This window comes from Nocardia sp. CWNU-33, from assembly GCF_046764895.1.
GTDB lineage: Bacteria > Actinomycetota > Actinomycetes > Mycobacteriales > Mycobacteriaceae > Nocardia.
This window is the reverse complement of the sequence record NZ_JBKOQN010000005.1, coordinates 323631-350531: the sequence shown is the minus strand read 5'-3', so window position 1 is coordinate 350531 and position 26901 is coordinate 323631. Positions and strand designations below refer to the sequence as shown.

General features: G+C 67.1%; 21 protein-coding genes and 1 pseudogene. 15 read left to right on the top strand and 7 right to left on the bottom strand.

The window, feature by feature from the left end:
* Positions 1-19 precede the first annotated feature (19 nt).
* Positions 20-1771 (bottom strand): malto-oligosyltrehalose trehalohydrolase, encoded by a 1752-nt coding sequence (gene treZ, locus ACLMAL_RS09365; protein WP_411998698.1) that lies wholly within the window; start codon positions 1769-1771, stop codon positions 20-22.
* 202 nt (positions 1772-1973) lie between these two features.
* Between treZ and ACLMAL_RS09360 the strand changes: the two genes are divergently transcribed.
* The 3 genes from ACLMAL_RS09360 (at position 1974) to ACLMAL_RS09350 (ending at position 4484) form a co-directional block, all read left to right on the top strand.
* Entirely contained in the window at positions 1974-2588 is a 615-nt protein-coding gene (locus ACLMAL_RS09360) for a class I SAM-dependent methyltransferase (protein WP_411998697.1), read from the top strand.
* Positions 2589-2641: 53 nt separating this feature from the next.
* Positions 2642-3214: a TetR/AcrR family transcriptional regulator gene (locus tag ACLMAL_RS09355; RefSeq protein WP_411998696.1), complete on the top strand. Its 573-nt coding sequence runs from the start codon at positions 2642-2644 to the stop codon at positions 3212-3214.
* A 79-nt stretch (positions 3215-3293) separates the two neighbouring features.
* A complete protein-coding gene (locus tag ACLMAL_RS09350) occupies positions 3294-4484 on the top strand; it encodes a Cmx/CmrA family chloramphenicol efflux MFS transporter (protein ID WP_411998695.1) in 1191 nt (396 codons plus the stop codon).
* 151 nt (positions 4485-4635) lie between these two features.
* Here ACLMAL_RS09350 and dnaE read toward each other — a convergent pair whose 3' ends face one another.
* On the bottom strand, positions 4636-8184 hold the full coding sequence (dnaE, locus tag ACLMAL_RS09345; RefSeq protein WP_411998694.1) for a DNA polymerase III subunit alpha: 3549 nt from the start codon (positions 8182-8184) through the stop codon (positions 4636-4638).
* Between the two features lie 358 nt (positions 8185-8542).
* Here dnaE and ACLMAL_RS09340 point away from each other — a divergent pair, with 358 nt between their 5' ends.
* From ACLMAL_RS09340 to acs, 8 genes are all read left to right on the top strand, one after another.
* Positions 8543-8983: a hypothetical protein gene (locus ACLMAL_RS09340; RefSeq protein ID WP_411998693.1), complete on the top strand. Its 441-nt coding sequence runs from the start codon at positions 8543-8545 to the stop codon at positions 8981-8983.
* A 94-nt stretch (positions 8984-9077) separates the two neighbouring features.
* Positions 9078-10277: a histidine kinase gene (locus ACLMAL_RS09335; protein WP_328412887.1), complete on the top strand. Its 1200-nt coding sequence runs from the start codon at positions 9078-9080 to the stop codon at positions 10275-10277.
* 51 nt (positions 10278-10328) lie between these two features.
* Positions 10329-11126, top strand: a complete 798-nt coding sequence (locus ACLMAL_RS09330; RefSeq protein ID WP_411998692.1) for a LytR/AlgR family response regulator transcription factor — start codon at positions 10329-10331, stop codon at positions 11124-11126.
* Complete coding sequence (locus tag ACLMAL_RS09325; protein ID WP_411998691.1) at positions 11123-11491, top strand: hypothetical protein; 369 nt, start codon at positions 11123-11125, stop codon at positions 11489-11491. The genes ACLMAL_RS09330 and ACLMAL_RS09325 overlap by 4 nt, the downstream gene beginning before the upstream one ends.
* A 54-nt stretch (positions 11492-11545) precedes the next feature.
* Positions 11546-13300 (top strand): cation acetate symporter, encoded by a 1755-nt coding sequence (locus ACLMAL_RS09320; RefSeq protein WP_411998690.1) that lies wholly within the window; start codon positions 11546-11548, stop codon positions 13298-13300.
* 195 nt (positions 13301-13495) lie between these two features.
* Entirely contained in the window at positions 13496-13882 is a 387-nt protein-coding gene (locus ACLMAL_RS09315) for a DUF485 domain-containing protein (protein ID WP_411998689.1), read from the top strand.
* Entirely contained in the window at positions 13879-15525 is a 1647-nt protein-coding gene (locus tag ACLMAL_RS09310; RefSeq protein ID WP_328411468.1) for a cation acetate symporter, read from the top strand. Before ACLMAL_RS09315 ends, ACLMAL_RS09310 begins: the two co-directional genes overlap by 4 nt.
* Before the next feature lie 67 nt (positions 15526-15592).
* Positions 15593-17560 carry an acetate--CoA ligase gene (gene acs / locus ACLMAL_RS09305; protein WP_411998688.1) on the top strand — a complete coding sequence of 656 codons (1968 nt, stop codon included), beginning with the start codon at positions 15593-15595 and terminating at the stop codon, positions 17558-17560.
* Positions 17561-17681: 121 nt separating this feature from the next.
* On the opposite strand, the gene ACLMAL_RS09300 is transcribed toward acs, so the two are convergent.
* Positions 17682-18215, bottom strand: a complete 534-nt coding sequence (locus ACLMAL_RS09300) for a DUF6194 family protein (RefSeq protein WP_411998687.1) — start codon at positions 18213-18215, stop codon at positions 17682-17684.
* Positions 18216-18614: 399 nt separating this feature from the next.
* Here ACLMAL_RS09300 and ACLMAL_RS09295 point away from each other — a divergent pair, with 399 nt between their 5' ends.
* A complete protein-coding gene (locus ACLMAL_RS09295) occupies positions 18615-18899 on the top strand; it encodes an antibiotic biosynthesis monooxygenase (RefSeq protein ID WP_411998686.1) in 285 nt (94 codons plus the stop codon).
* A 64-nt stretch (positions 18900-18963) separates the two neighbouring features.
* Here ACLMAL_RS09295 and ACLMAL_RS09290 read toward each other — a convergent pair whose 3' ends face one another.
* On the bottom strand, positions 18964-19626 hold the full coding sequence (locus ACLMAL_RS09290) for an NADPH-dependent FMN reductase (RefSeq protein ID WP_411998685.1): 663 nt from the start codon (positions 19624-19626) through the stop codon (positions 18964-18966).
* Positions 19623-20534, bottom strand: coding sequence for an alpha/beta fold hydrolase (locus ACLMAL_RS09285; RefSeq protein ID WP_411998684.1), 912 nt, complete (start codon positions 20532-20534; stop codon positions 19623-19625). The genes ACLMAL_RS09290 and ACLMAL_RS09285 overlap by 4 nt, the downstream gene beginning before the upstream one ends.
* 122 nt (positions 20535-20656) lie before the next feature.
* On the opposite strand from ACLMAL_RS09285, the gene ACLMAL_RS09280 reads away from it, so the two are divergent.
* From ACLMAL_RS09280 to ACLMAL_RS09270, 3 genes and pseudogenes are all read left to right on the top strand, one after another.
* A complete protein-coding gene (locus ACLMAL_RS09280; RefSeq protein WP_411998683.1) occupies positions 20657-23914 on the top strand; it encodes a BTAD domain-containing putative transcriptional regulator in 3258 nt (1085 codons plus the stop codon).
* 709 nt (positions 23915-24623) lie between these two features.
* Positions 24624-24833: pseudogene (locus tag ACLMAL_RS09275) on the top strand (DUF6529 family protein); the annotation flags it as partial.
* A 14-nt stretch (positions 24834-24847) separates the two neighbouring features.
* On the top strand, positions 24848-25300 hold the full coding sequence (locus tag ACLMAL_RS09270; RefSeq protein ID WP_411998682.1) for a ubiquinol-cytochrome c reductase iron-sulfur subunit: 453 nt from the start codon (positions 24848-24850) through the stop codon (positions 25298-25300).
* A gap of 8 nt (positions 25301-25308) precedes the next feature.
* Here the strand turns inward: ACLMAL_RS09270 and ACLMAL_RS09265 are convergent, their stop codons facing one another.
* The gene (locus tag ACLMAL_RS09265; protein WP_328411443.1) at positions 25309-25776 is read right to left on the bottom strand and encodes a VOC family protein; all 468 of its coding nucleotides are present in this window, start codon (positions 25774-25776) and stop codon (positions 25309-25311) included.
* Between the two features lie 110 nt (positions 25777-25886).
* Positions 25887-26777, bottom strand: a complete 891-nt coding sequence (locus ACLMAL_RS09260; protein WP_406239395.1) for a hypothetical protein — start codon at positions 26775-26777, stop codon at positions 25887-25889.
* Between the last annotated feature and the right edge of the window lie 124 nt (positions 26778-26901).

The window sequence follows — 26901 nt, the reverse complement described above, 5'->3', positions numbered from 1 at the left end:
CGGGTGGGACCACCGGCAGCTACCGGATCCGCTCCGACTCGGTGCCCTCCTCCGCCGATACCACCACGAACGAATGCCCGGGAACGGCTGTCCCCGAATCGGCTTCGACAGGTTCGCCCCAGGCCAGCAATACCGTTCCGACAGTCGGCACGGTGACCGGATGGGCGGACAGGTTGCACACCAGCCGCACCGTCCCTCGGTGCACGACGATCCAGCGCGCGTCCTCGTCGTAGTCGACCGCAACATGGGTCAGCCACGGGTCGGTGAGCTCGGCCCGCGCGCGGCGCAGCGCGATGAGCGCGCGGTAGCAGCCGAGCAGCCCGGCATGGCGCGCGACCCCCAGCTCCGACCAGTCGAGTTTCGAGCGCAGAAACGTCTCCGGGTCCTGCGGGTCGGGCACGTCGTCACTATCCCAGCCGTGCTCGGCGAATTCAGCCTTGCGGCCGGCGGCGGTGGCGGCCCCGATCACCGGATCGGTGTGCGAGGTGAAGAACTGGAAGGGGGTGCTCGCGCCCCACTCCTCCCCCATGAACAGCATCGGCGTGTAGGGCGAGAGCAGCACGAGGGCGGCCTTGATCGCTAGTTGACCGTCGGTGAGGTTGACGCTCGGCCGGTCACCGATCGCGCGGTTGCCGACCTGATCGTGGGTGCAGGTGTAGGCCAGTAGCGCGCTCGCGGGGATCACCCTGGTGTCCAGTGGGCGACCGTGGGTGCGGCCACGGAAGCTGGAATACGTTCCGGCATGGAAGAAACCGTTGGTCAGGGTGTGCGCGAGGCAGCTGAGCGTACCGAAATCGGCATAGTAGCCCTGTCTTTCACCGGAGACCGCGGTGTGCACGGCATGGTGCAGATCGTCGTTCCACTGTGCGCTCAGCCCGTAGCCACCCGCCGCCCGCGGGGTGATCAGCGTCGCGTCGTTGAGATCGCTTTCCGCGATCAGGGTCAGCGGCCTGCGCAGGTGGGCAGCAAGGCATTCGGTCTCGGTGGCCAGTTGAGCGAGCAGGTGGGTGGCGGTGTGGTCGACCAGTGCGTGCACCGCGTCCAGCCGCAGCGCATCGATGTGGAACTCACGCAGCCAGCGCAGTGCGTTGTCGATGATGAAACGGCGCACCGTATCCGAGCCGGGCCCGTCCAGGTTGAGGCTCTGACCCCAGGTATTGCGCCCCTCGGTCAGATAGGGCGCGAAGCGCGGCAGGTAATTTCCGGAGGGCCCGAGGTGGTTGTAGACGACATCGAGTGTGACGGCCAATCCTCGTGCGTGACAGGCATTCACGAAGCGCTGCAAACCGTCGGGACCACCGTAGGGTTCGGCCACCGCATACCAGAGCACACCGTCGTAGCCCCAGTTGTGGGTGCCGTCGAAGGCGTTCACCGGCATCAGCTCGACCGCGGTCACGCCGAGGTCGACCAGATGATCGAGACGTGCGATCGCCGCGTCGAACGTGCCGGCCGGAGTGAAGGCGCCGATGTGCAGTTCGTAGTAGATCGCGCCCGCCAGCTGCCGTCCGGTCCAGCCGGAGTCGGTCCATACCGCCGGGTCGAGAGCGTGCAGCGCCGAGCGCCCGTGCACACCGTCGGGCTGTCGAGGCGAGCGCGGATCGGGCAGCACCGTCGGGTCGTCATCGAGGAGGAAGCCGTAGCACGCAGTCGGCGCGGACGCCACCTCGGCTCGCCACCAACCGTCGGTCGACCTGGTCATCGGATGCACCGAACCGTCCACTTCGACCCGCACCCGCTCCGGACGCGGCGCCCACACCTCGAACAGACTCACCGCGCCAGCATCGCACGGCCGACATCGCCACACGTGCCGAGCGTGCGGGCATACCGGACGTGCGCGCGGTCCCTGACCAGCGCGGCAGGCCTTCCACAGGGCCGAATCGCCCGTTCCGCGTTCATCGCATGGCCTTCAGACACCCGCCCCTGCCCGACGGCACCGCCTGGCGCTCCCGGTACCGCACTGACACAGTGAAGACGTGGGCATCTATAACGATCAGATCGTGCCGCGCATCGTCGAGGTGGCCTGCGGCGCGAAGTTCAACAATCCGCAGCGCAAGCGGGTCTGCGCCGGATTGCACGGGCGGGTGGTGGAGATCGGCTTCGGGTCCGGGCTCAATGTGCCCTTCTATCCGGCGGCGGTGCAGTCGATCAGCGCGGTCGAACCGGCGGATCTCGGGTGGAAGCTCGCCGCAGGACGCCTGGCTGAGGCCGCGGTGCCGATCGAACGCGCCGGGTTGGACGGTCAATCGCTCCCCTTCGCCGACAACTCTTTCGACGCCGCCCTCTCGACCTGGACGATGTGCACCATCCCGGACATCGCGACCGCACTGGCCGAGGTGCGCAGGGTGCTCGTTCCCGGCGGCACCCTGCACTTCGTCGAGCACGGCCTCGCGCCGGATGCGAAGGTGCAGGTCTGGCAGCACCGGCTCAACCCGATCCAGAAGGCCATCGCGGGCGGCTGTCACCTCGATCGTGATATCCGTGGGCTGGTCGAGACCGCAGGCTTCGAGATTCGCGACATCGATATCTTCTACATGCAGGGGCCCAAGTTCTTGACGGCGCTCACCCTCGGTGTCGCAGTGTCGCCCTGACCCACTCCACGCATATTGGAACGATCTGTTCAAAATGTGCTAGCGTTGGCGCCATGGCACGACCGAGGCGATTCGACGAGGAGCGAGCAGTGGACGCGGCGATGCGCGCGTTCTGGACCGCCGGCTACGAGGGAACCTCCACCCAGGACCTGTGCGAGGCAACAGGACTCGGGCGCAGCAGCATCTACAACACCTTCACAAGCAAGCACGATCTGTTCGATCGAGCGCTGCAGCGCTACATGACCACCAAGAACGCAACCATTTTCGAGCTGCTCGACAGCGACCAGTCGGCCAAAGCGAAGATTCGCGCCCTGCTATGGCAGGTGATCGACGCACCCGAGGAGGAGCCGACCGGCTGCCTGGTGGTCAATTCGACCGTCGAGCTGGCCCCGCGCGATCACGCGGTGGCCGCCACGCTGCGCACCGATCAGGAGCTGCGATTGGCCGCGCTGACCGCCGCCATCGAAAGCGGCCAGCGGGCGGGCGATATCGAACGCGGCAGGGATGCGCGCGATCTCGCACACTTCGTGAACGCCACCATCGCCGGAATGCGCGTGGCGGCGCGCGGCGGCGCGGGACGGGATGCACTGGAAGCCATTGCCGGCACCGCGCTCAGTGCACTGTAAGACCAGCAAGGCGGCATCGCGCCGCCTTTTCTTTCGAGTTCATTTTGAACTGATCAATCCAAAATTAGAGAGGTATCCGATGCCGTTAGCCGTCTTCGTCCTGGGGTTGTCGATCTTCGCCCAAGGCACCTCGGAGCTGATGCTCGCCGGGCTGCTGCCCGAAATGGCCACCGATCTCGGCGTGACCATTCCGCGCGCAGGACTGCTGATTTCGGCATTCGCCCTCGGCATGCTGGTGGGCGCACCGGTGCTCGCGGTGGTCACACTGCGCTGGCCGCGCCGCGATGCGCTGCTGGGCTTTCTCGCTGTCTTCGTCGCTGCCCACATCGTCGGCGCCTCGACCTCGGACTACTGGGTGCTGTTCGCGACCAGGGTGGTGAGCGCCTTTGTCTACGCGGGGTTCTGGGCGCTGGCGGCGACCGCCGCGGTGAGCTTGGTGCCGGAGAACGCACGCGGCAAGGCGATGAGCATCGTCGCGGGCGGACTCACCATCGCCACCATCGTCGGGCTGCCCGCGGGCACCGTCATCGGCCAGCACTTCGGCTGGCGCGCGGCATTCTGGGTGGTCGCCGCGCTGTCGGCGCTCTCGGCGATCGGCGTGCTCGCGAAAATTCCCGGCGGACGGCCGACCCGGGTGCCGCAATTGCGCAATGAACTGCGCACCATGGCCAACCCGCGGCTGTGGCTGTCCTACGCGACCACCGCGCTGTCCACCGGGTCGATCTTCGTGACCTTCTCCTACCTCGGCGCCATGCTCGCGGACACCACCGGAATCTCCGAAACCTGGATTCCCGCGGTGCTCGCGCTCTACGGCCTCGGCAGCCTGATCGGCATCAGCATCGGCGGCCGCACCTCCGACGCCCACCCCTTCCGCACGCTCTATGTCGGCGCGGCGGGCATGACCATCATCGCCGCGGGGCTGGCACTGACCGCGGACCTGCCCGCGCCGGTGATCGTTCTCGTATTCCTCTTGGGCGCCTTCGGTTTCGCCACCAACCCTGCCCTCAATACCCGGGTCTTCACCCTGGCAGGCGCCGCCCCTACCCTCGCCACCGCCACCAACTACTCCGCGTTCAACGTCGGGATCACCGTCGGCCCCTGGCTCGGCGGCATCGCCATCGGCGCCGGCCTCGGCTACGCCTCGGTCGGCTGGATCGGCGCGGCGATGGGCGGTGCCATGCTGGCCACGATCGCCTGGGCCCAACATGTGCACCGCAGGCCCGCTATTGCGACACCGGAACCACAGCCTCTCCCCGAACTCGCCCACTGACCGGAGGACGCCGAACCTCGCACCGCCGCCCGGTTTCCCACCGACAACCGGAACGGTGTGCGATCCGGCCTCGACGACCGGTCCGCGACCAGCTCGAATGCCGAACCCCGACTTGCCTTGTGGCAAGCCGGGGTTCGGCGTCGGAGGTAGCTCAGCCGGCCAAGCAGCCGGGACCGAGTAGGGCCTTCAGATCGCCCATCAACGCCGACGACGGCGAGACGCGCAGGCTGTCGTCGAGTTTCAGCAGGGTGGTCTTGTCCCGGGCGCCGACCAGCCGCAGGTGCACATCTGCGGTGCCGGGGTGGCTGGTCAGGACGCGCTTGAGGGCGCTCACCTTGTCGGGGGTGCACAGCCTGGTCGGCAGGATCACCGCGAGCGGCTTGGCCACGCCGATCGAGGAGAGGTCGGGGACGGCGAGATCGTTGGCAATCAACGAGATCCGGTCGTCGCGGACCGAGACGCGGGCCTTCACCAGGACGACCGCGTCCTCCACGACATCCATGCCGTAGACCGAATACGACTGCGGGAAGAACAGCACCTCGATGCCACCGGTCAGATCTTCCAACTGCGCCGAAGCCCAGGCCAGACCGTTTTTGTTGATCCGTCGGTTGACCGAGGCAAGGATGCCGCCGATGGTCACCTGAGCGCCGTCCTTGATGTCACCCTCGAGAATGGCGGGGATCTGCGTATCCGCTTGCGCGGCAAGCACATGCTCGACACCGTTGAGCGGATGCCCGGACACGTACAGGCCGAGCATTTCGCGCTCCAACGCGAGCTTGTGCTTACTCTCCCACTCGTCGTCGGGCACCTTCACGTCGAAGATCGAGGACACCGACTCGTCGGCATCCATCCCGCCGAAGAGATCGAACTGCCCGATCGCCTCGGCCTTCTTGGTCGACATCACCGCGTCGATGGCATCGGAATGGACCAGCAGCAGACCCTTGCGCGGATGCCCGAGCGAGTCGAATCCGCCTGCCTTGATGAGGGATTCGGTGACCTTCTTGGTGCAGGCGATCGCGTCGATCTTGTTCAGGTAGTCCGAGAAGTCGGTGAACTTCGACTTCTCCTTGCGCGCGGCGATGATCGAGGACACCACGTTGGCGCCGACATTGCGCACCGCGCCGAGTCCGAACCGGATGTCTTTGCCGACGGAGGCGAAGTTCAGTTCGGACTCGTTGACGTCCGGCGGCAACACGGTGATACCGAGGCGGCGGCAGTCCGACAGATAGACCGCGGCCTTGTCCTTGTCGTCGCCGACGCTGGTCAGCAGTGCCGCCATGTACTCGGCCGGATAGTTCGCCTTGAAGTAGGCGGTCCAGTAGGAGACCAGACCGTAGGCCGCGGCATGCGATTTGTTGAACGCGTACCCGGCGAACGGAAGGATGGTGTCCCACAACGCCTTGATGGCGGCCTTGGAATAGCCATTGGCCTGCATGCCCGCTTCGAAGCCCTCGAACTCCGCGGCCAGCACCTCGGCCTTCTTCTTGCCCATCGCGCGGCGCAAGATGTCTGCTCGACCGAGCGAGTAGCCGGCCACCTTCTGCGCGACGTGCATGATCTGCTCTTGGTAGACGATCAGACCGTAGGTTGCGCCGAGGATGTCCTTCAACGGCTCGGCCAGTTCCGGATGGATCGGCTTGACCTCTTGGCGGTTGTTCTTGCGGTCGGCATAGTCGTTGTGCGCGTTCATGCCCATCGGGCCGGGGCGATACAGAGCGCCGACGGCCACGATGTCCTCGAACGCGGTCGGCTGCATGCGGCGCAGCAGGTCGCGCATCGGACCACCATCGAGCTGGAACACACCGAGCGTGTCGCCGCGAGCCAGCAGGTCATAGGTCGCCGGGTTGTCCAATGGCAATGCGTCCAAGTCGATCTCGACGCCGCGGTTCAGTTTCGCGTTGTCGATCGCGTCACCGAGCACCGTCAGGTTACGCAGGCCGAGGAAGTCCATCTTCAGCAGGCCGATGGCCTCGCACGACGGATAGTCCCAGCCGGTGATGAGGGCACCGTCCTGCGGCCGCTTCCACACCGGGATGGCGTCGGTCAGCGGCTCCGAGGACATGATCACCGCGCAGGCATGCACGCCTGCGTTGCGGATCAGGCCTTCCAGACCCCGTGCGGTCTCGTAGATCTTGGCGATGTCGGGGTTGGTGTCGATAAGCGTCCGGACCTCGGCCGCTTCTTTGTAGCGCTCGTGCTCCGGGTCGGTGATGCCCGACACCGAGATGTCCTTGGCCATGATCGGCGGTGGCAACGCCTTGGTGATCTGGTCGGCGATGGCAAATCCGGGCTGGCCGAACAACACTCGGGCCGAGTCCTTGATGGCGGCCTTGGTCTTGATGGTGCCGAACGTGATGACCTGCGCGACCCTGTCGCTGCCCCACTTCTCGGTGGCATAGCGCACCATTTCACCGCGGCGGCGATCGTCGAAGTCGATATCGATATCGGGCATCGACACGCGCTCGGGGTTGAGGAACCGCTCGAACAGCAGCCCATGCGGAATCGGGTCGATATTGGTGATGGTCAAGGCGTAGGCCACCAGCGAACCAGCGGCCGAACCACGGCCGGGGCCGACTCGGATGCCGACCTCGCGGGCATGCTCGATCAGGTCACCGACCACCAGGAAGTAGGCCGGGAAGCCCATCTCCAGGATGACGCCGATCTCGTACTCGGCCCGATCCACGTAGTCCTGCGGCACGCCGTTGGGGAACCGGCGGTCCAGTCCTCGGGCGACCTCTTTGCGCAGCCAGCTGCCTTCGCTCTCGCCGTCGGGCACCGGGAAGACCGGCATCCGGTCGCGGTGTGCCCACACGTCGTCGTAGGGCTGCACCCGTTCACCGATGAGCACCGTGTTGTCGCACGCGCCGGGCACCTCGGCGTCCCAGATCGTGCGCATCTCCTCGGCGGACTTCAGGTAGTAGCCGTCACCGTCGAACTTGAAGCGGGTCGGGTCGCTCAGCGTCTTGCCGGTCTGAATGCACAGCAGCGCCTCGTGATTGGTCGACTGATCCTTGGTGACGTAATGACAGTCGTTGGTGGCGATCGGCGGGATGCCCAGCTGCTTGCTGATATCCAGCAGTCCCTCGCGGACCCGGCGCTCGATGGACAGGCCGTGGTCCATCACCTCGAGAAAGAAGTTGTCCTTGCCGAAGATCTCCTGCCACTTGGCCGCAGCCTCCAGGGCCTCGCGGTCGTGACCGAGGCGCAGGCGGGTCTGCACCTCGCCGGAGGGGCAGCCGGTGGTGGCGATGATGCCCTCGGCATATTGGGCGATGATCTCCTCGTCCATCCGCGCCCACTTGCCGAGCTGGCCCTCGAGCGACGCCAGCGAAGACAGCTTGAACAGGTTGCGCAGGCCGGTCGCGTTCTCGGCGACCATGGTCATGTGGGTGTAGGCGCCCGAACCTGAGACGTCGTCGCCCTTCTGGCTCGGATCGCCCCACTGGATGCGCTTGGTGTCGAATCGGGAGGCGGGCGCAATGTAGGCCTCGATACCGATGATCGGCTTGATGCCCGCCTTTTTCGCGGAGTTGTAGAACTCGGAGGCGCCGTACATATTGCCGTGGTCGGTCATCCCGACCGCGTCCATCCCCAGCCGTTTCGCCTCGGCGAACAGGGGCGAAATCTTTGCCGCACCGTCGAGCATGGAGTACTCGGTGTGGTTGTGCAGGTGAACGAACGATCCGGACGAGGCGGCCAAGACGGTCCTTCCTCCCAAGGTCTCGACGGGGGTTGGCCTAGCGATTCTAGGCACGTCGGTACGACAAGTTTTCTGAGGCGCGCACGCCGCAAAGAGACGCCCCAGGAGGGCCCGGCGTGTCGGTGGCGAAGATCACCGGCGCGCCTGGCGAGTCGCCATGGAGCTGTCCATTTTCCGCGAATGACGTCTAGCGCGGACCGGTCGACACTACGCGACACCCGCGGCCACGTTCTCCTCCGCGCTGCTGGATCGGCGGAATCTCGACCACCGAGGCGGCGCGCGTGGCAACGTTTTATCGGGATGTGTATACGGGCATGACCGCACAACCAAGAACCGACCCAACTCTGTAGGGGTGCCGATGAATACAGCCAGATCTCTGTTCGTCCTTTCCGCTACACCCGTTGCCGCCGTTGCACTGCTGGCCACGGCCGCACCCGCCACCGCGGAGGGCAAGTTCGCCACCATCTACTCGCTCACCCAGGGCGCCTGTTTCGCGCAGGTCGATTCGAGTGTCAACGGTGACGCCTATCCGTCGAGCGCGGCGTTCACCGTCAGCACGACCATGTTCGGCATCGGACCGTGCACGCTGCCGGTCACGCTGAACTGGCGCAATCTCGCCACCGGCGCGACGGGCTCGTTCACAGTGACCGCGAACGGCCCCGGGTACTGGAGCAACAGCAGCTACTCCGCGATCTTCCAGCCCGGAATCGGCGATTTCACCAGCACGGTGACCATCGGCGCAGCGCACATGCCGGAACCGGGCAACCGTGAGTTCACGGTGCACAAATACCAGCCGTAGCCTGCGCTTCGGCGCTGCTGTCACCGACCGCGTGACGGCATCGGGATAATCGGGCGATGACGTGGCAGCAACACACCCCTTCGACGGGTACGCGTTGACGACGGCGGCGGTAGCCGTTGTCGCCTCGGTGCTGTTGCTCGCCGGTGCGCTGCTGGTGTGGTCGCGGACCCGTCGGTCCGTGACCACACCGGCCGAGCGCGCGGTGCACACCGCGCTGCACACCGCCTCGCTGGCCGCGCGGCCCTTGCGTCAGGGCCTGACCGATCAGTCCGCGCAGGAATCGGCGCCGCATCTGCGCGCCCTCACCGGAGCCGAGGCGCTGGGCGTCGCCGATCCGGACGGCACCTTGCTCGCCTGGGACGGCCCGCACTCCGATCTCGCCGAGTATTTCGCCGATGCCGCACGCCGCGCGATGGCGACCGAGCGACCGGTCCTGGTGTCCGGGCCCGGCCGCGTCGAGCACTCCGGGCGCACCTTGATCGCTCAGCCATTGCTGATCGAAAACTCCGGAGTTGCCGGTGCGCTGGGAGTGGTGACCACCGGGCAGCCGGGACCCGGCAGGCTCGGTGCGGTGGCGGAGGTGGCGCGATACGCCTGCGGCCAGCTCGAGTTGGCCGAGCTCGATGCATCCCGCGCCCGCTTGGACCGCGCCGAGGTGCGCGCATTACGCGCCCAGATCAGCCCGCATTTCATCTACAACGCACTCAATACCGTGGCATCCTTCGTCCGCACCGACCCGGATCGGGCGCGGGAGCTGATCCTCGAATTCGCGGACTTCACCCGCTATTCCTTCCGCGCCGCAGGCGAATTCACCGTCCTCGCGGACGAACTGCGCAATATCGAGCGGTATCTCGCCCTGGAGCGGGCCCGCTTCGGCGATGCGCTAGAGGTACGGCTGCAGATCGCGCCGGAGGTGCTCGGCGTCGTGCTGCCCTTCCTCGCTCTGCAACCGCTGGTGGAGAACGCAGTCCGGCACGGCTTGGCGGGGGCGAGCCGCGGCGGCACGGTGAGCATTATCGCCACCGACGCGGGCACCGACTGCGTGATCAGCGTCGAAGACGACGGCATCGGGATGGATCCGGATCTGCTGCGCTCCGGCGCCCTCGACGCGATCGAAACCGGTACCGGCCCGGCGGCTTCCGGCGAATCGGCCCATGTGGGCCTTGCCAATGTCGACGACCGGCTGCGCGCCGCCTTCGGCAACGACTACGGCCTGATCGTGGAAACCGCGCCCGGCGCGGGCACCAAGGTGAGCCTGCGGGTCCCCAAGTTCCGGGCCGGCATCCAGGCATGAAGGCTCGACCCGATCCGATGCAGCGAAGCCAGCGCTTACGATGGACCGGCTGTGACCCGGACCACTGACCAGTCCACCGGAGCGCTTCGCGTGCTTGCCGTGGACGACGAGAAACCGGCTCTGGACGAGCTGGTGTATTTGCTGCGCGCGCAATCGGGTGTCGGCGAGATCCACAGCGCGGGCGACGCGACCAATGCGCTGCGGCTGATGCGGGCCCATCCCATCGACGCGGTGTTCCTCGACATCAATATGCCCGGGCTGGACGGGATGGAATTGGCAGGCATCCTGTCGGAGTTCGCGAATCCACCCGCCGTCGTGTTCGTGACGGCGCACGACGATCGAGCGGTGGCGGCATTCGATCTCGGGGCCGTCGATTACCTGCTCAAGCCGTTGCGCGAGGCACGATTGGCCGAGGCGGTGCGGCGAATCGCTGCCGCACGCAGCACGCCCGTACCGGTGACCGAGCAGCCGCGCGCCGATCCGAACGAGGTCATCCCCGTTGAGCTCGGCGGCGTCACCACCTTGGTGAACCGCTCGAGCGTGAGCTGGGTGGAGGCGGACGGTGATTACGCGCGGCTGCACACCAGCGCCGGGTCACATCTGGTGCGGATTCCGCTGACCGCGCTGGAATCCCGCTGGGAGAATGCGGGATTCCTGCGGGTGCACCGGTCCTATCTGGTGGCGCTGCGGCTGGTGACCGGATTGCGCACGGTCGGCACCGGCACGGTGGTGTGCCTGCGCGCGGACGGGAACGCCGCGGCGGTGGAGCTGCCGGTCAGTCGGCGACAGGTCCGCGAGCTGAAGCAGCGTCTCGTGCACGGCCCTCGACAGCATCGGAACCACCTGTGACCGGACCGCAGCAGCGACCGACCCGGCAGCGTGTGGTGCTGGCCGAGCGTCGCGGCGCGCGGCGGGTACGTACTCGCGTCGAGGTGGCCGAACAGACCGAGATCGGCGCGGCCATGATCGGCGGGCTCATTCGCGCTCAGCTCGGCCTCGCGCTGCGGCTCGGCCTGGTCACGGTCCTCGTATTGTGCTCGCTGCCATTGCTTTTTCATATCGCAGCGGTCGGCTCGTTCGTGGTCTTCGGTGTACGACTGCCGTGGCTGCTGCTCGGTATCGTGGTCTATCCCCTGCTCTACGCCGTCGGCCGGCTGTACGTTCGCCTCGCCGAGCACAACGAACAGGACTTCCTCGAGCTGGCGGACGAGTGACGTGAACATCGACGCGGCAACCGATCTCACGAAGCGAGTCGGCCGGAGACGACAATGAGCACCAGCACCGCACCCGCGCTCACCATCGCCGCCCTGCTGCTTGCTGCACTCGCCACCGTCGCCATCGGCATCTACGGCGTGCGCTTGGCGCGGACCACGTCGGACTTCCTCGTTGCCTCGCGTAGTGTCGGGCCGCGCTGGAACGCGGCGGCGATCTCCGGCGAGTATCTTTCCGCCGCTTCCTTTCTCGGTGTTGCCGGGCTCATCGCCAAGTACGGGGCCGATGCGCTCTGGTATCCGGTCGGGTTCACCGCGGGGTATCTCGGATTGCTGTTGTTCGTGGCCGCGCCGCTGCGGCGATCGGGGGCCTACACCGTGCCCGACTTCGCGGAATTCCGGCTCGGGTCGGTGCGGCTGCGCCGGCTGGCGGCGGTCGTAGTGGTGCTGATATGCGGGGTGTATCTGATTCCGCAGTTCCAAGGCGCCGGGTTGACGTTGCGCATTCTGTTGGGCGTGCCGGACTGGGTCGGCGCCGTGGCGGTCGGGGCCATCGTGATCGCGAATGTGGCCGGCGGTGGGATGCGGTCCATCACGCTGGTGCAGGCCTTCCAGTACTGGCTCAAGTTGACCGCGGTGGCGATACCGGCGCTGGTGCTGCTCGGGCATTTCCTAGCCGACAATCGCGAGCTCGCCACACCCGCGCCCCCGATCGTCACCGAGCGGACGACGGTCGATGTGAGCACCGATGTGGTCGTTCAGGTGGCCGCGCCACAACTGGTTTCGATCAACGGCACCCTCGACGACCGCGCGGTGACCGGACCGGCGCTGCTGACATCCGGCGAACACGAGCTGGCCGCGGGCACCCAGCTGGTCCTCGATGCCGGCGCTGCCGTGCCGGTGGTGGCCGGTGCGCCCGCCGACGGCGCGGCCTGGTTGCTGCCCGGCGGCGGGTTCGGCGGATCGCATCCGACCTACCAGGTGTTCTCGCTGATCGTCGCCACCTTCCTCGGCACCATGGGGTTGCCGCATGTGCTGGTGCGCTTCTACACCAACCCGGACGGCCGGGCGGCGCGGACCACAGCGCTCGCGGTGATCGGGCTGGTCGGAGTGTTCTACCTGTTCCCGGTGCTGCTGGGGGTCTTCGCGCGGCTCTACGTGCCGCAGCTGCTGATCACCGGCACCTCCGATGCCGCGGTGGTGCTGCTGCCGGGATCGGTGCTCGCCGGTCTGCCGGGACAGTTGCTCGCGGCGCTGGCGGCCGCGGGCGCGATCGCCGCGTTCCTGTCCACCTCGTCGGGTCTGCTCGTGAGCATCGCGGGGGTGCTCAGCACGGACATGTTGCGTGGGCGCATTCGCGATTTTCGTGCCGCAGCGCTGTGCGCCGGTGCCGTGCCACTCGGTCTTTCGCTCACCGTCGCCTCGCTCGATCTGTCCCGCACCGTCGGGCTCGCATTCTCGGTCGCCGCGTCCACGCTCTGCCCGCTGCTTGCACTCGGCATCTGGTGGCGCGGGCTGACCGCGATCGGGGCGGCCACTGGGCTGATCACCGGCGGTCTGGCGGCGGGCGGCGCGACGGCGGTATCGGTGCTCGGCGGGGTCTCCGACGAGGTGGCGGGCGGCTGGCCCGCGGCGGTGCTCGGCTATCCGGCGGCGATCAGCGTTCCCCTGGCATTCGCATCGATGATCCTGGTCAGCAAGGTGACACGCGGCCAGAGCGCGCGCACGGTCGGGCGGATCTTCGTGCGCCTGCACGCGCCGGAAAGGCTCGGCATGGGCGCCGACCGGGAGCGCGTGCTGCGCTCTAACTGAGGCTGCCCGCGGTCGAACGAACCGCCGTGGCGATCCGATTTTCGCACTCCGCGGCCGGACCGTTCGTCGCGTCCAGCCGACCGCTCACCGCACAAACAGGCACCTTCACAGAGTGACCTGCGCCACATCATGATTCCCTCATGCCGACCTGGCTACGGTCTGCGCAGTAAGTCACGTCACACGCTAGGACTCCTGATGACCAGTATCGACCTCGACGGCGAGAGCACCGAGCCTCGGCGCTCGGATGCCGCCGCGCCGTCGCGCACGCCGAGCGCCGAAGACTTCGCCGCCGTGCAAGCGAGTCCGCAATTCCAGGAGCTCCGAAGCCGGTTGCGCCGCTTCGTGTTTCCGATGACCGCGCTGTTCCTGGTCTGGTACCTGAGTTACGTGCTACTCGGCGCTTACGCGCACGACTTCATGGCGACCGAGGTCTTCGGGAACATCAACCTCGGCCTACTGCTCGGCCTCGCGCAGTTCGTCTCCACCTTCGCCATCACCGCACTCTACGTCCGGTTCGCCAACCGCGAACTCGACCCGCGCGCGGCCGCTATTCGTCATTACCTCGAAGGGGGCCAGGCATGACCGTCTTCGCCGACACGCAATACCTTGCCGCAGGGACGGTCGGCAATCCGGCCGCGAACATCGCCATCTTCGCCATCTTCGTCGTGATCACCATGGTCGTGGTGATCAGGGCCAGTCGCAACAACCGCACCGCCGCCGACTACTTCACCGGCGGCCGCGGCTTCTCCGGTCCACAGAACGGTGTCGCCATCGCGGGCGATTACCTTTCCGCGGCGAGCTTTCTCGGCATCGCCGGTGCGATCGCGGTCTACGGCTACGACGGGTTCCTCTACTCGATCGGTTTCTTGGTCGCCTGGCTGGTCGCGCTACTGCTGGTCGCCGAAATGCTCAGGAACACCGGCAAGTTCACCATGGCGGACGTGCTGAGCTTCCGGTTACAGGAAGGCCCCGTCCGCACCGCTGCCGCATTGACCACACTGGCCGTCTCGCTGTTCTATCTGCTTGCGCAGATGGCGGGCGCCGGCGGTCTCGTCGCGCTGCTGCTCGATATCTCCGACAAGACCGGGCAGTCCATCGTGATCGCCGTTGTCGGCGTGCTGATGATCGTGTACGTGCTGGTCGGCGGCATGAAGGGCACCACATGGGTGCAAATCATCAAAGCCGCACTGCTCATTACCGGTGCCGCGCTGATGACGGTCATGGTGTTCGCCAAGTTCGGCTTCAACTTCTCCGACATCCTCGGCTCGGCCCAGGAAGCGGTGTCGGGTTCGAAGACCAAGGGTGTGGCCGCGCGTGACGTGCTCGCCCCCGGTGCCCAGTACGGCGGCAGCTCGACCTCCAAGCTGAACTTCCTCTCCCTCGGCTTGGCGCTGGTGCTCGGCACGGCCGGTCTGCCGCATGTGCTGATGCGCTTCTACACGGTGCCCACCGCGAAAGAGGCTCGGCGATCGGTGGTCTGGGCGATCGGACTGATCGGCGCGTTCTACCTGTTCACCCTGGTGCTCGGGTACGGCGCGGCCGCGATCGTCGGCCCCGACCGTATCCTGGGCGCGGCCGGCGGCCAGAACTCGGCGGCGCCGCTGCTGGCATTCGAGCTGGGTGGCGTTGTGCTGCTCGGCATTATCTCCGCGGTCGCCTTCGCTACGATCCTCGCGGTCGTCGCCGGACTGACCATCACCGCCTCGGCGTCGTTCGCCCACGACATCTACGCGAGCGTGATCAAGAAGGGCAAGGTCGACGAAGACAAGCAGGTCCGGGTCTCCAGGATCACCGCGGTGATCATCGGCGTGCTCGCCATCGGGCTCGGCATCCTCGCCAACGGCCAGAACGTCGCGTTCCTGGTGGCGCTCGCCTTCGCGGTCGCTGCCGCGGCGAACCTGCCGACCATCTTGTTCTCGCTGTTCTGGAAGCGGTTCAACACCACGGGAGCGCTGTTCAGCATGTACGGCGGCCTGATCTCCACCATCGTGTTGATCGTGTTCTCCCCGGCGGTGTCGGGCACCAAGACCTCGATGATCCCGGGTTCCGATTTCGACTGGTTCCCGCTGTCGAATCCGGGAATCGTTTCCATCCCACTGGCCTTCGCGCTCGGCGTGATCGGCACCTTCCTCGGCGGCCGGAAGCGGGAAGACCCGGCGAAGGCCTCGGAGATGGAGGTCCGCTCACTCACCGGCGTCGGCGCGGAGAAGGCGGTCGTGCACTGAGACCTGCCGCCCCGACATTTCGACGGGATGAGACCACATCCCTTGTAGTTCCGATAGGAGTTCCACGTTGACCAGCGCAACCACCGACTTTGACACGACCGGCCTCGACAGCGCGTCCGGTGCCGTACCGGCCACCTACCCGCCGGAGGCCGCGTTCACCGCGACCGCCAATGCCGGTGCGGCCGTGTACGACCGGGCCGCGGCCGATCGGCTCGGGTTCTGGGCCGAACAGGCTCGGCGGTTGCACTGGGATCAGCCCTGGACACAGGTCCTCGATTGGCGCGACGCGCCCGTCGCGAAGTGGTTCGTCGACGGCAAACTCAACGTCGCCTACAACTGTGTCGACCGGCACGTACTGGACGGCCACGGCGATCAGGTCGCCATCCACTGGGAAGGCGAGCCGGGCGACTCCAGAGACCTCACCTACAGTGAACTGCTCAGCGAAGTGTCCAGGGCGGCAAACTATCTCACCGAGCTCGGCATGCGGGCCGGCGACCGGGTCGCCATCTATATGCCGATGGTTCCCGAGGCCATCGTCTCGATGCTGGCCTGCGCCCGCCTCGGCCTCACCCACTCGGTCGTGTTCGCCGGGTTCTCCCCCACCGCGTTGCGGCAGCGGGTGGACGATGCCGAGGCGCGGCTGGTGATCACCACCGACGGGCAGTGGCGGCGCGGTGTGGCCGCGCCGCTCAAGGCCGCGGTGGACGAGGCGCTCGGCGGCGTGCCCTCGAGCGTCGAGCACGTGCTCGTGGTGCGCCGCACCAACATCGAGGTGCGGTGGACCGAGGGCCGTGACCTGTGGTGGCACGACACGGTCACCGATGCTTCCCCGGACCACCAGGCGCAAGCGTTCGATGCCGAGCATCCGCTGTTCATCCTCTACACCTCCGGCACCACCGGAAAACCCAAAGGCATCCTGCACACCTCCGGCGGCTACCTGACCCAGGCGGCCTACACCCACCACAACGTCTTCGACCACAAGCCCGGACACGACGTCTACTGGTGCACCGCCGACATCGGCTGGGTCACCGGACACAGCTACATCGTCTACGGCCCGCTCGCCAACCGGACCACCCAGGTCGTCTACGAGGGCACACCCAACTCTCCCGACGAGCACCGGCACTTCGACATCATCGAAAAGTACGGTGTCACCATCTATTACACCGCTCCCACCCTGGTGCGAACGTTCATGAAGTGGGGCCGCGAGATCCCCGACGCCCACAACCTGTCCTCGCTGCGACTACTCGGCTCGGTCGGCGAGCCCATCAACCCGGAAGCCTGGCGCTGGTACCGGGATGTCATCGGCGGCAACCGAACTCCGATCGTGGACACCTGGTGGCAGACCGAGACCGGTGCCATCATGATCTCCCCGCTGCCCGGCGTCACCGCGACCAAGCCCGGCGCCGCGATGGCTCCGCTGCCCGGCATCTGCGCCAAGATCGTCGACGACGAGGGCACCGAGCTCGAGAACGGCCGTTCCGGTTTGCTCGTCCTCGACCAGCCGTGGCCGTCGATGCTGCGCGGCATCTGGGGCGACATGGACCGGTTCCGGGAGACGTACTGGGACCGATTCGCCGACGCCGGTTGGTATTTCGCCGGTGACGGCGCCAAGCTCGATGCCGACGGCGACCTGTGGGTGCTCGGCCGCGTCGACGACGTGATGAACATCTCCGGCCACCGTATCTCCACCGCCGAAGTCGAATCCGCCCTCGTCGGGCACTCCGGAGTCGCCGAGGCCGCGGTGGTCGGTGCCAGCGACGACACCACCGGTCAGGCCATTGTCGCGTTCGTCATCCTCACCGCGGGCGCGACCAACACCGGCGCGGCCCTGGTCGCCGAACTGAAAGCCGAAGTGTCCAGGGAGATCAGCCCCATCGCCCGCCCACGCGAAATCCATATCGTCCCCGAACTCCCGAAAACCCGCAGCGGCAAGATCATGCGCCGTCTACTCCGCGACGTCGCCGAGGGCCGAGAACTCGGCGATACTTCGACCCTCGTCGACCCGAAGGTCTTCGAGACCATCGCCCGCGGATAGACGACGCGGAATGCGGCGGACCCGGCCACCACGGCGATGAGGGGGACCGGGTCCACCGCTCCGCGCCACCGGATCATCGGCGCGGGTGTGGTCGCTGCGATGGGTGATCGCGCCTGATACGTCAGTCGGCCTGCTGTTGTGCGAGGGAACGTCGGCGTGCGAGCCAGTTGGCATGTTTGCGAGCGGTGAACCGGTAGGCCTCGGCCAACAGAGGTTCGATGACGTCGAAGGTCTCGTCGCTCGGGTTCACGACACAGACCCAATGCTGAGCACCGTAGGTAGGGTGCGGCATCAGCTGGTCCCTGGCCGCATAGTCGTAATCGGTAGCAAGCGTGCCGTTCTCGTCGCGCCGAGTGGGTACCTGCCCGAACATCGCGGTAAAGGTGTCCTTGGTCAGGGCGATGTTCAACCGGTACGCGTCCTCATGGTCCAGCGCGGAGACGGTGTCGTAGTTGTCGCCGGTCACGATGGTCGCGAAGGGGATTTGGCGCTTAGCAGGCAGGTCGCCGTTCGGGTCGTAGATGAAGAAACTGTCACCCAGATACCCACTGACCACCACGCCCTCGAACTTCTCACCGATGTAGCGCTTCACTTCGTCGGCATCCATACCGAACCCTTTCTCTAGCGAGATTTCCCCTACCTTGAATTTTCTCATTGAACTTCCCAATGAGACTTTCTTGAATGTAGCCACGATGCAGGCCGAATTTGTCGACAAAACTCTCAAACCCGTGAGACAACTTGAGTCGAGGCGTGCGCGATCGTTTCGTGTCGCCGACACGGCGCACTGGCTGCGTGCCGAGGATGGGGCCGGGGCTCGGTCGCGGGAGTTCTAGCAAAAGATCTGCGGCGCGGGAGGCAATGTCGAAGGTTCTGCTCGATCCGACTGCAGCGCAGGCGCGTGTGACGGCGGCCATGCCGCCGGTACGGCGGACGGTGTTGACGCCGCCGCGGCGCGGGCTACGATTGCCATATACGGAACCGTATATTTGAGAGTTGTTGTTAAACAATCAAATTGCGAAAGCACCGATGCTTTCGCCGAGGAGAGGCACGTCGGATGACAGTCGGTTTTGTTGCCTTCCACTACCCGGTACCCGCACACTTCGACGAGTTCGTCGCCCGGGTGCACAAGGTCCGCGCGGTCCTGCGCTCGTCGCCGGGCTGCCTGTCCGCCGAGTGCTGGGTGACGAGCGAAGGAGACGCCGTCGTCTCGACGGCCGCATGGGATTCCGACGACACGTATTCGGCGGCGTTCGCCGCCGTTTTCAGCGCGGGCGTGGACGCCACATTCGACGAACGTGAATGCCGCCCGCGTCAGATCTTCGAACTCGAATCCCGCTAGCCTCGGACGGCGCCCGCGGAGGCTGCCACTCGTCGAGCTCGGGCGGCCGGGGATCGGGATGTTCTCACTGCACGAACGGTGCACTGGCGCGAGCGTCGCGCAATGCGCGGGCCCACCAGAGGAGTTGGTCCACTGCGCCATTGACGGATTCGTCGAGCTCGGCATCGCGGCGCGGCCAGCTGCCGTCGGCCGCGAAGCGTTGCCACACCTTGGCGATGGGGACGGTGCGGCGAATGGGAACGGCATTCAGTTCGCCGAACACCTGCCGCAGTTGGGCGGCGGCCTGGCTGCCGTCGGATTCGCGGCCGTAGCTGACGACGGTCACCGGCTTGGCGGCCCATTCGCTGTCGAACCAGTCGATGGCGTTCTTCACAGCCGCCGGGAAGCTTCGGTTGTATTCGGGCGTGACCACGACGAAGGCGTCGGCGGCGGCCAAACGCTGGCCCAATTCGCGCACCGTCGGGGGAACCTGTTCGTCGTGATCGGTGAGCCGATCGGGCAGTCCGACGGTGGCGAGGTCGACGGTGTCCAGCTCGACATCACGACGGCGGCGCAATCGGCCCGCGAACCAACCCGCCACCGTCGGCCCGAATCGCCCGGTGCGGGTGCTGCCGAGGATCAGCGTCACCCGCACCGGGCGCGCGGTGGGCGCCGCCGGGGCCGGGCCGGCGCCCGGTTCGTCAGTGCCCACCGCCGCATTCACGGTTCGATCGCCGAGCTCGCTCACCGCACATCCTGTGCGGGTGCTTCGAGGAAGGCAGGGATGATCGGCAGCAACAGTTCTGGACGGTGCACCAGGGTGACGTGGCTGGTGCCGGGCAGGATGGCCAGCTGCGCGTTCGGCAGGCCTGCGGGCGTGTCGCCCATGATGCCGCCGCCGAAGAGCCGGAACATCTCGACCGCGTGCTCGGGCCTGACGATGTCGGAGTCGCCGATCACCGTCAGCGTCGGCGCTGTGATCTGACGCACCGCCGCTGCCGCAAAAGCGGGCAACGCGTTCTGGTCGTGATCCTTGACCCGCGCGACCAACCGCGGGAAGTCCTCAGGACGCGGCGCGTTCTTCATGTAGTCGTTGTAGAAGGGCGAACCGTGCAGCATCTCGGGCTGCAGTTCGGCAAGGCCGTCCAGCAGCCCGGGGTGCATCGCGTTGGCGTCGAGGCCGCCCGCCGCGAGCACCTGTTTGCGCACCAGCTCGGGGTGCTTCAGCGAAATCTCCAGTGCGACACCGGCACCCATGCTGTAGCCGAAGATGTCTGCGCGTTGCACGCCGAGCTGGTGCAGCAGCGCCACCGTGTCCTCGGCCATCTGCGGGGTGCGCAGCGGGCGGTCGATGTCGGCGGTGCGGCCGTGTGCCTGCTGTTCGACGGCAATCACCTGGCGGGTCTTGGACAGTTCCGGAATCAGTTGACCGAAGTCGGTGCCGATGCCCGACAACGCGCCGTGCAACAACACCAACGGCGGCTGCGCGGTCGGAGTCCCGTGCACCTCGTAATACATGTGCAGGCCGTTCACATCGGCGTAGGCGCCGGGAGCCGCGGCCGGAGCGGGCGTCGGCGCGTCGTCGGCGCCCGAGCAGCCCGACAGCAGGGCGGTCGCGGCGAGGGCAGCGGCGACGAATGCGGTGCGGAGTTTCATGTCGGTTCCTTCGGTGGTCGGTGTTGTTCGTTGGGACCAACTCTGGGCTGTGCACCTTCCGGTTTGTTTACGGTCGGATTCCGGTGCCGAGCGCCCGTGCGTCCACCGCTTAAGCTGCGAGTATGCGTTTCGGTGTGCTCGGTCCGTTGACGGTCTGGACGGCGGCGGGCACGGTCGTCCCCATTCCGGGCGCCAAGGTGCGGGCGCTGCTGGCAGATCTGCTGGTCAACGGCGGACAGCCGGTCTCGGCGGATCGGCTCGTCGACGACATCTGGGCCGATGACCCGCCCGGAAACCCCGCAGGCACGCTGGCGGCCAAGGCGTCGCAGCTGCGGAGGGCGCTCGAGGATGCCGAGCTCGGTGGCCGCGAGCTGGTGGTGTCGCCACCACCCGGCTATCGCCTCGGCGGCACCGACGTCGACGCGCTGCATTTCCGTTCACTGGTGGCCACTGCCCGTGCGACCACGGACACGGCCGCGCGCGTCCAGGCGCTCACCGAAGCGCTCGGTCTGTGGCGCGGCCCCGCATACGCCGACTTCCGGGACGCAACCTTCGCCGAACCCGCCATCGCCCAGCTGGAGGAACAGCGGCTGGTCGCTGTCGAGGAACTCGCGGAGGCGCGACTGTCACTCGGCGAATATCGCTTGGTGGCAGGCGATCTCGCGGCCTTCGTGCGCGAACACCCACTGCGCGAACGGTTGCGCGCGGGATATTTGCGTGCACTCTACGGTGCGGGCCGCCAGGCCGAGGCCCTCGACAGCTACGAGGACCTGCGTCGACAGCTGGCCGACGAACTGGGCCTCGACCCGAGTCCGGAACTTGTTGCTCTGCACCGCTCGATTCTGGGGCAGGAGCTCCAGCTCGCCGCGCCGCGACCGGAAACAGTACTACGGCGGCGCAATTCCAATATCCCGGCCCAGCGCACCGAGCTGATCGGCCGCGACGGGGATCTGATTCGGCTGCGCGACACCGTTTCCGCCACCAGGCTGGTGACGCTGACCGGCCCCGGCGGCGTCGGCAAGACCCGGCTCGCGCTCGCCGCGGCTGCCGGACTGACCGAACGGTTTCCTCAGGGCGCCTGGCTGGTCGAGCTGGCGCCGCTGCAACCGACCGCGACCGACGGGTCGACCTGGCTGGCCGAGGCGGTGTCGCAGGTGCTCGGCATCCGAGCCAGCGACGGCGCCGATCCGGCGGAGCTGCTCTGCGAGGCACTCGCCGATCAAGAACTGCTGCTGGTCCTCGACAATTGCGAACACGTCGTCGATTACGCGGCCGACCTCGCCGAACTGCTGCTCGGCGCCGCCCCGAAGCTGCACATCCTCGCCACCAGCCGCGAGCAGCTGCGACTGCCCGGTGAGGACATCGTCGCGGTGGAGCCCTTGACCGTGCCGACCCGCGACGCCGATCTCACCGAGCTCGAACAGTCCAGCGCGGTAAAGCTTTTCCTGACCCGGGCCCGTGCGAGCGCCCGCGACTTCGTCCTCGACACCGACACCGCCGCACCGATCGCCACCCTGTGCCGCAGACTCGACGGCATTCCCCTGGCCCTGGAGTTGGCTGCGACCCGGGTGCGGGCGCTCGGTGTGCACGAGATGGTGGCCCGGCTCGACGATCGTTTCCGGCTGCTCGCCACCGGACATCGCGGCGCCCCGCCACGCCAGCAGACCCTCACCGCAATGATCGACTGGAGCTGGGGTCTGCTCGACAACAACGAGCGGGCAGTGCTGCGCCGACTGGCTGTGCATGCGGGCGGCTGCACCCTCGACGCCGCCGAAACGGTGTGTGCGGAAGGGATCGACGGGGACACCACCACTACCCGGCTCGAGCTGTCCACGGTCGCGGATATTGTTGCGAGACTGGTGGATCGGTCGCTGGTACACGCAACGGGCAGGCGGTTTCGGCTACTCGAGTCGGTGGCGGCGTTCAGCATGGATCGACTGGCGGAGGCGGGCGAAGCGGCCGCGGCGGCCCGGGCCCACCACCGGTATTACCTGCGGCTGGCCGAACGGGCTTCGCCGGAGCTGTATGGCGCGGACCAGCAGCGATGGTTGCATCGACTCGACAGCGAGGATGCGAATCTGCGGGCCGCACTGGACGGATTCGTGCGGGCGAATGATGCGGACCATGCGCTGCGGCTGGTGAATGCGCTGGCCTGGTATTGGCTGCTGCGCGGGCGGTTGAACGAGGCGCGGCGATGGTTCGATGCCGCGCTCGCACTGGGTGGTGCGCCCGAGCATCGCGCACCGGCTCTCGCGTGGAATACCGGGCTCGCGTTCCAGCAAGGCGAATTCACCGACGGTGCCGCGAAGCGCGCCGCGGTGTTCGCGGTTTATGACACCGTCGACAATCCGGCGGGGCGGGCTCGCGCCGAGCTGTTCCTCGCCTTCTCCGCGCTGGAGTCCGGCGACCTGCCGGAGCTGGAAGCACTGGTGCGCCGGGCGCTTCCGGTGTGCGAACAGCTCGGTGACCGCTGGGGTATCGCGGCCGCGCACGTGGCGCTGGCGAAATCCGCGCACAGCCGAGTGGATCTGACCGCGTTGGAGCACAATGCCCACTCAGCGGCGCGGATCTTCGCCGAAATCGACGACCGCTGGGGCAGACTACAGGCTGCCGAATGGCTCGGCGGCCTCGCGGAACTGACGGGCGACCTGACCGTCGCCACCGACATCCACACCGAGGCGCTCGGCCTTGCCCAGGAGCTGGAACTGTGGGGCCAGGTGTGCACCCACCTGTGCTGGCTGGGCTGGATCACCATGCAGCACACCGACTTCGACCGCGCCACCGCGCTCGGTGCGCAGGCGCAGCGAATCGCGGCCGAACACGGCTACGGTCCCGGCCGCCTCTTCGCCTCGGTCGTGCTCGCCTTCGCCGCCCGGCGTGACGGCAAACCCGATGTCGCGGAACACATCCTGCGCGAACTGCTGGCACTGACCCCGCCCGACGCCGAAGAAACGCCACTGTTCCTCCCCATGCTCCAAGTCGAACTCGGTTATCTCCTCGAACAGCGAGGCGAGCCCGCAGCCGCACTCGACCTCCACCTCGCCGCCTTCGACGGCGCCCAACGCATCGCCGCCCCACGCGACACCGCTTTCGCCCTGGCCGGATTGGCCACCGCCACCGCTGGCCTCGGCGAATACGACGCCGCCGCACACCTTTTGGGTGCCGCCGAAGCCGTCCGCCTGGCCAACGGCATCGCCCTGCTCCCCGCCGAACGCCCGGACATCGACGGCCCGACCAGGATCGTCCGGGCAGCCCTCGGTGATCCCGCATTCACCGCAGCCCACGCGGCGGGCGCGAAACTGACACCGGGTGCAGCGCGGGCGCTTGCGGCCGCCTCGGCACCGACACCGCGACCCACCGTCGCCGCCGACCATGGCTGACCACCCAACCAGGTGAACTGCGATAGCCATCCGCCGACCGCGCGTCCGTGAGCACCGATTCCGAGCACGAATGCGGCCGAGGCACCACCAGCCGCACCGACAACACGACCCCTCACCGCCGAACTGACCCCGCAGCCGGGTGAACTGCAACGATCACCCGCCGGAAACACAACCGCGAGCACTCGTTTGCGAGCACGAGTGCGGCCGCCGAGGCACTGGCCCCAAGCCAGACAGCACGACGCACCGCCGGTCCGATCTCAGCTGACCGTCCGACCTGACAGCCCCGGACATGCACCGGTCGGCCGCACCGCATCGCGCGCTCTCCTGAGCCGCGGCTCGCCCGTAACTGCCACGACAGCTGCCCACTTTTCGGCCCGGGGACCATGGCCGTTTCCATTGCTCGGTCCGCCGTCGCGCCTGCACATTCGAGGCGTACCGCACGCACGGCGTACCGGCTGCTTCCAGCCTCCTGACCAGCAAACACGCAGGCATGACACGCCGATCGACGGGTGCCGTGAATGTCGGATCGAACCGCTCGGGTGGTCTACCACGTAGACAATGCGAGACAGCGGTGCCGGCGCAGCGTGCGGTTCGGGGATCGCTTCGGCCGGTCTTTCGACGGCCGCGCATCGAGGAGACCCTATGAAACGTCTGGGACCATTGCTCACCCTCGGGGCGGTGGCCGGGTTGGCCGCTGTCCTGCTCGTCGTTTCAGGACTATCAGACCCGGGTGCTGCTGCACTCGCTGTTCGGCTGCTTCTTCTATGGCGCCTTCGTCGCCAAGATGCTGCTGCTGACCAGAAAGGGCCTGCCCGGCTGGGTGATTCCGGTTGCGGGCGGCCTGACGCTCAGCGGGCTGGTCGGCGTCTGGCTCACCTCGGCACTGTGGTTCTTCCAGCACAACGGCATCACCTTCTGAAAGGAGATCGACCCATGACGATCGACGAATTCATCCTCCGGCGACGCACTGTGGTGGCCGGCGCTGGCGCGGTGGCCGCGCTCACCGCGTGCAGCACCTACGGCAAGAGCGAATCGGCAGCGGCACCCGCACCGAAGCCCGCGACCGCAGCGGCACCCGGCCCGAATGCCGCTGCGGGGCAACCCAACCCGAATGCCATCACCAATACTGCAGATGTCCCGGTCGGTGGCGGCGTGATCAGCGGCGACACCGTGGTGACGCAGCCGAGCGCAGGCACCTTTGTCGGCCTTTCCTCGGTCTGCACGCATGCGGGCTGCAAGGTGGCCGACGTCTCCGGCGGCACCATCAACTGCGCCTGCCACGGCAGCAAGTTCGGCCTGGACGGCTCGGTGGTGAACGGGCCCGCGACCCAACCCCTCGCCGCTAAGAACGTTCACGTCGAGGGCGATTCGGTGGTGCTGGGGTAAGCCGCCGGTCAGGAAGTGCCGAACATTTCGGCCATACGCCTGTCCATCTCCTCCGGCGGGACATCCTCGATATGGGTGGCCACCGTCCAGCGGTGCCCCCACGGGTCTTCGAACGAGCCGCTGCGGTCACCGTAGAACTGGTCGGCGATAGGGGTGAGCTGCTTGGCACCGGCCGCTAAGGCGGCGGTGTAAGCGGCGTCGGCGTCCGCGACGTAGACGTGGAGATTGACCGGAGTTCCTCCGACGGTCTTCGGGTCGAGGAAACCCATATCGGGAGCGGGATCCCCGAGCATGACGACCGAACTGCCGAACATCAGTTCACAATGCGCGATCTTGCCGTCCGGACCGGGCATGCGCATTCGCTCCGACGCACCGAAAATCTGTTTGTAGAAATCGATGGCCGCCGCAGCGCCGTCGATAGCCAATCCGGGCGAGACCACCGGATATCCATCGGGAACGGGTTTGACATCGGACATGTTTGACCTCCGGTAGAAGGCGATGTGTCGGACACGCCGAGCCTATTACCGGCCACGGGCAAAAATGCCCGATCCCACCGATCTAGGCATCAGGCCCGCGATTCATCGGCTCATTCCGTCCACGACACCTGCGTATTGATGGTCTGCTGCAGCATGCTGGCGCTGCGCGCGTCACGGTAGGCCTGATGCCCGCCCACAGTGATGCAACCCGATACCGGCAGCGGCAGCCCCAGGTCGACAGTGATCGTTCCGGTGCCCTGCATGACGTAGTCCTGGATGTCGAGCGTCCCCGCGTTATTGGGCATCATCCACACCGACGTCTGCGGCTGCTGCGTCACCTCGAGCTCGATCGTCAGCCGGTCGCCCTCGCGTTTGGTTAGCGTTGCCGTGGTCACCTGGTCGAGCGCGACGCCGCCGGTCACCTCTTGGCGGACCGTCCACACCGCACCCTCGCCGACCGGCTGGTCGGGGAACGCGATCGAGCGGTAGACCGCTTGATAGAAGGCCTGCTCGAGGGCCGCTCGCGCGGCATTAGAGGTATCCGGCGATGGCTCCAGGCGCAGTGCGGTGATCGCGCCGAGCTCGCTCATATCGAAACCGGCGTGGGAACCATCCGCGGCCGTCAGTGCCTTGGCGAGCGACGGGTCCGGGCTCGTGATGGTGCCGAGGGTGAGGTCGACGCCGTCACTACCCGCCCGCGCGGTCATCGGGATGGTCAGCGCGGGCGTGGAGAAATCGCGCGACGGCTGATCGTTGATCTGCTGCGCGATGCGGTAGTCGGTGCGCAAGGTCACTTGCTGCGCGGTGCCTGCCTGGTAGCTGGGGCGCAGCAAGGCGCGCGGCTCGCTGCCCGGCGAGACGACCGTGGTGACCGCCACCGAGATCGGCACCGTCACTTCCTTACCGATTCCGAGCGGCTCGGTGCCGTCGGATTCGTTGCGCGCCTCGGTCCCATCGCTGCAACCGACACCGAACGCCGAAAGCCCGAGCGCAAGCACCATCAGCAGCACACCCGAGCGCGCGACCCGAGGGGCGTGGGGGGAAGACAACACCGTCACGAGGATCAGAGTACGACCGCTTCCTGAGTGTCAGCTGGGACATGCAGGAGACCGCGTGCAACAGGGC

What these genes read in the sequence shown, in the direction of transcription:
- ACLMAL_RS09295 (WP_411998686.1), top strand. Translation starts at nt 18,615, where the DNA reads ATGACAGTCGGTTTTGTTGCCTTCCACTACCCGGTACCCGCACACTTC.
- ACLMAL_RS09340 (WP_411998693.1), top strand. Translation starts at nt 8,543, where the DNA reads ATGAATACAGCCAGATCTCTGTTCGTCCTTTCCGCTACACCCGTTGCC.
- ACLMAL_RS09265 (WP_328411443.1), bottom strand. Translation starts at nt 25,776, where the DNA reads ATGTCCGATGTCAAACCCGTTCCCGATGGATATCCGGTGGTCTCGCCC.
- ACLMAL_RS09260 (WP_406239395.1), bottom strand. Translation starts at nt 26,777, where the DNA reads ATGGTGCTTGCGCTCGGGCTTTCGGCGTTCGGTGTCGGTTGCAGCGAT.
- ACLMAL_RS09300 (WP_411998687.1), bottom strand. Translation starts at nt 18,215, where the DNA reads ATGAGAAAATTCAAGGTAGGGGAAATCTCGCTAGAGAAAGGGTTCGGT.
- ACLMAL_RS09350 (WP_411998695.1), top strand. Translation starts at nt 3,294, where the DNA reads ATGCCGTTAGCCGTCTTCGTCCTGGGGTTGTCGATCTTCGCCCAAGGC.
- ACLMAL_RS09310 (WP_328411468.1), top strand. Translation starts at nt 13,879, where the DNA reads ATGACCGTCTTCGCCGACACGCAATACCTTGCCGCAGGGACGGTCGGC.
- ACLMAL_RS09285 (WP_411998684.1), bottom strand. Translation starts at nt 20,534, where the DNA reads ATGAAACTCCGCACCGCATTCGTCGCCGCTGCCCTCGCCGCGACCGCC.
- ACLMAL_RS09315 (WP_411998689.1), top strand. Translation starts at nt 13,496, where the DNA reads ATGACCAGTATCGACCTCGACGGCGAGAGCACCGAGCCTCGGCGCTCG.
- ACLMAL_RS09280 (WP_411998683.1), top strand. Translation starts at nt 20,657, where the DNA reads ATGCGTTTCGGTGTGCTCGGTCCGTTGACGGTCTGGACGGCGGCGGGC.
- ACLMAL_RS09270 (WP_411998682.1), top strand. Translation starts at nt 24,848, where the DNA reads ATGACGATCGACGAATTCATCCTCCGGCGACGCACTGTGGTGGCCGGC.
- ACLMAL_RS09355 (WP_411998696.1), top strand. Translation starts at nt 2,642, where the DNA reads ATGGCACGACCGAGGCGATTCGACGAGGAGCGAGCAGTGGACGCGGCG.
- ACLMAL_RS09320 (WP_411998690.1), top strand. Translation starts at nt 11,546, where the DNA reads ATGAGCACCAGCACCGCACCCGCGCTCACCATCGCCGCCCTGCTGCTT.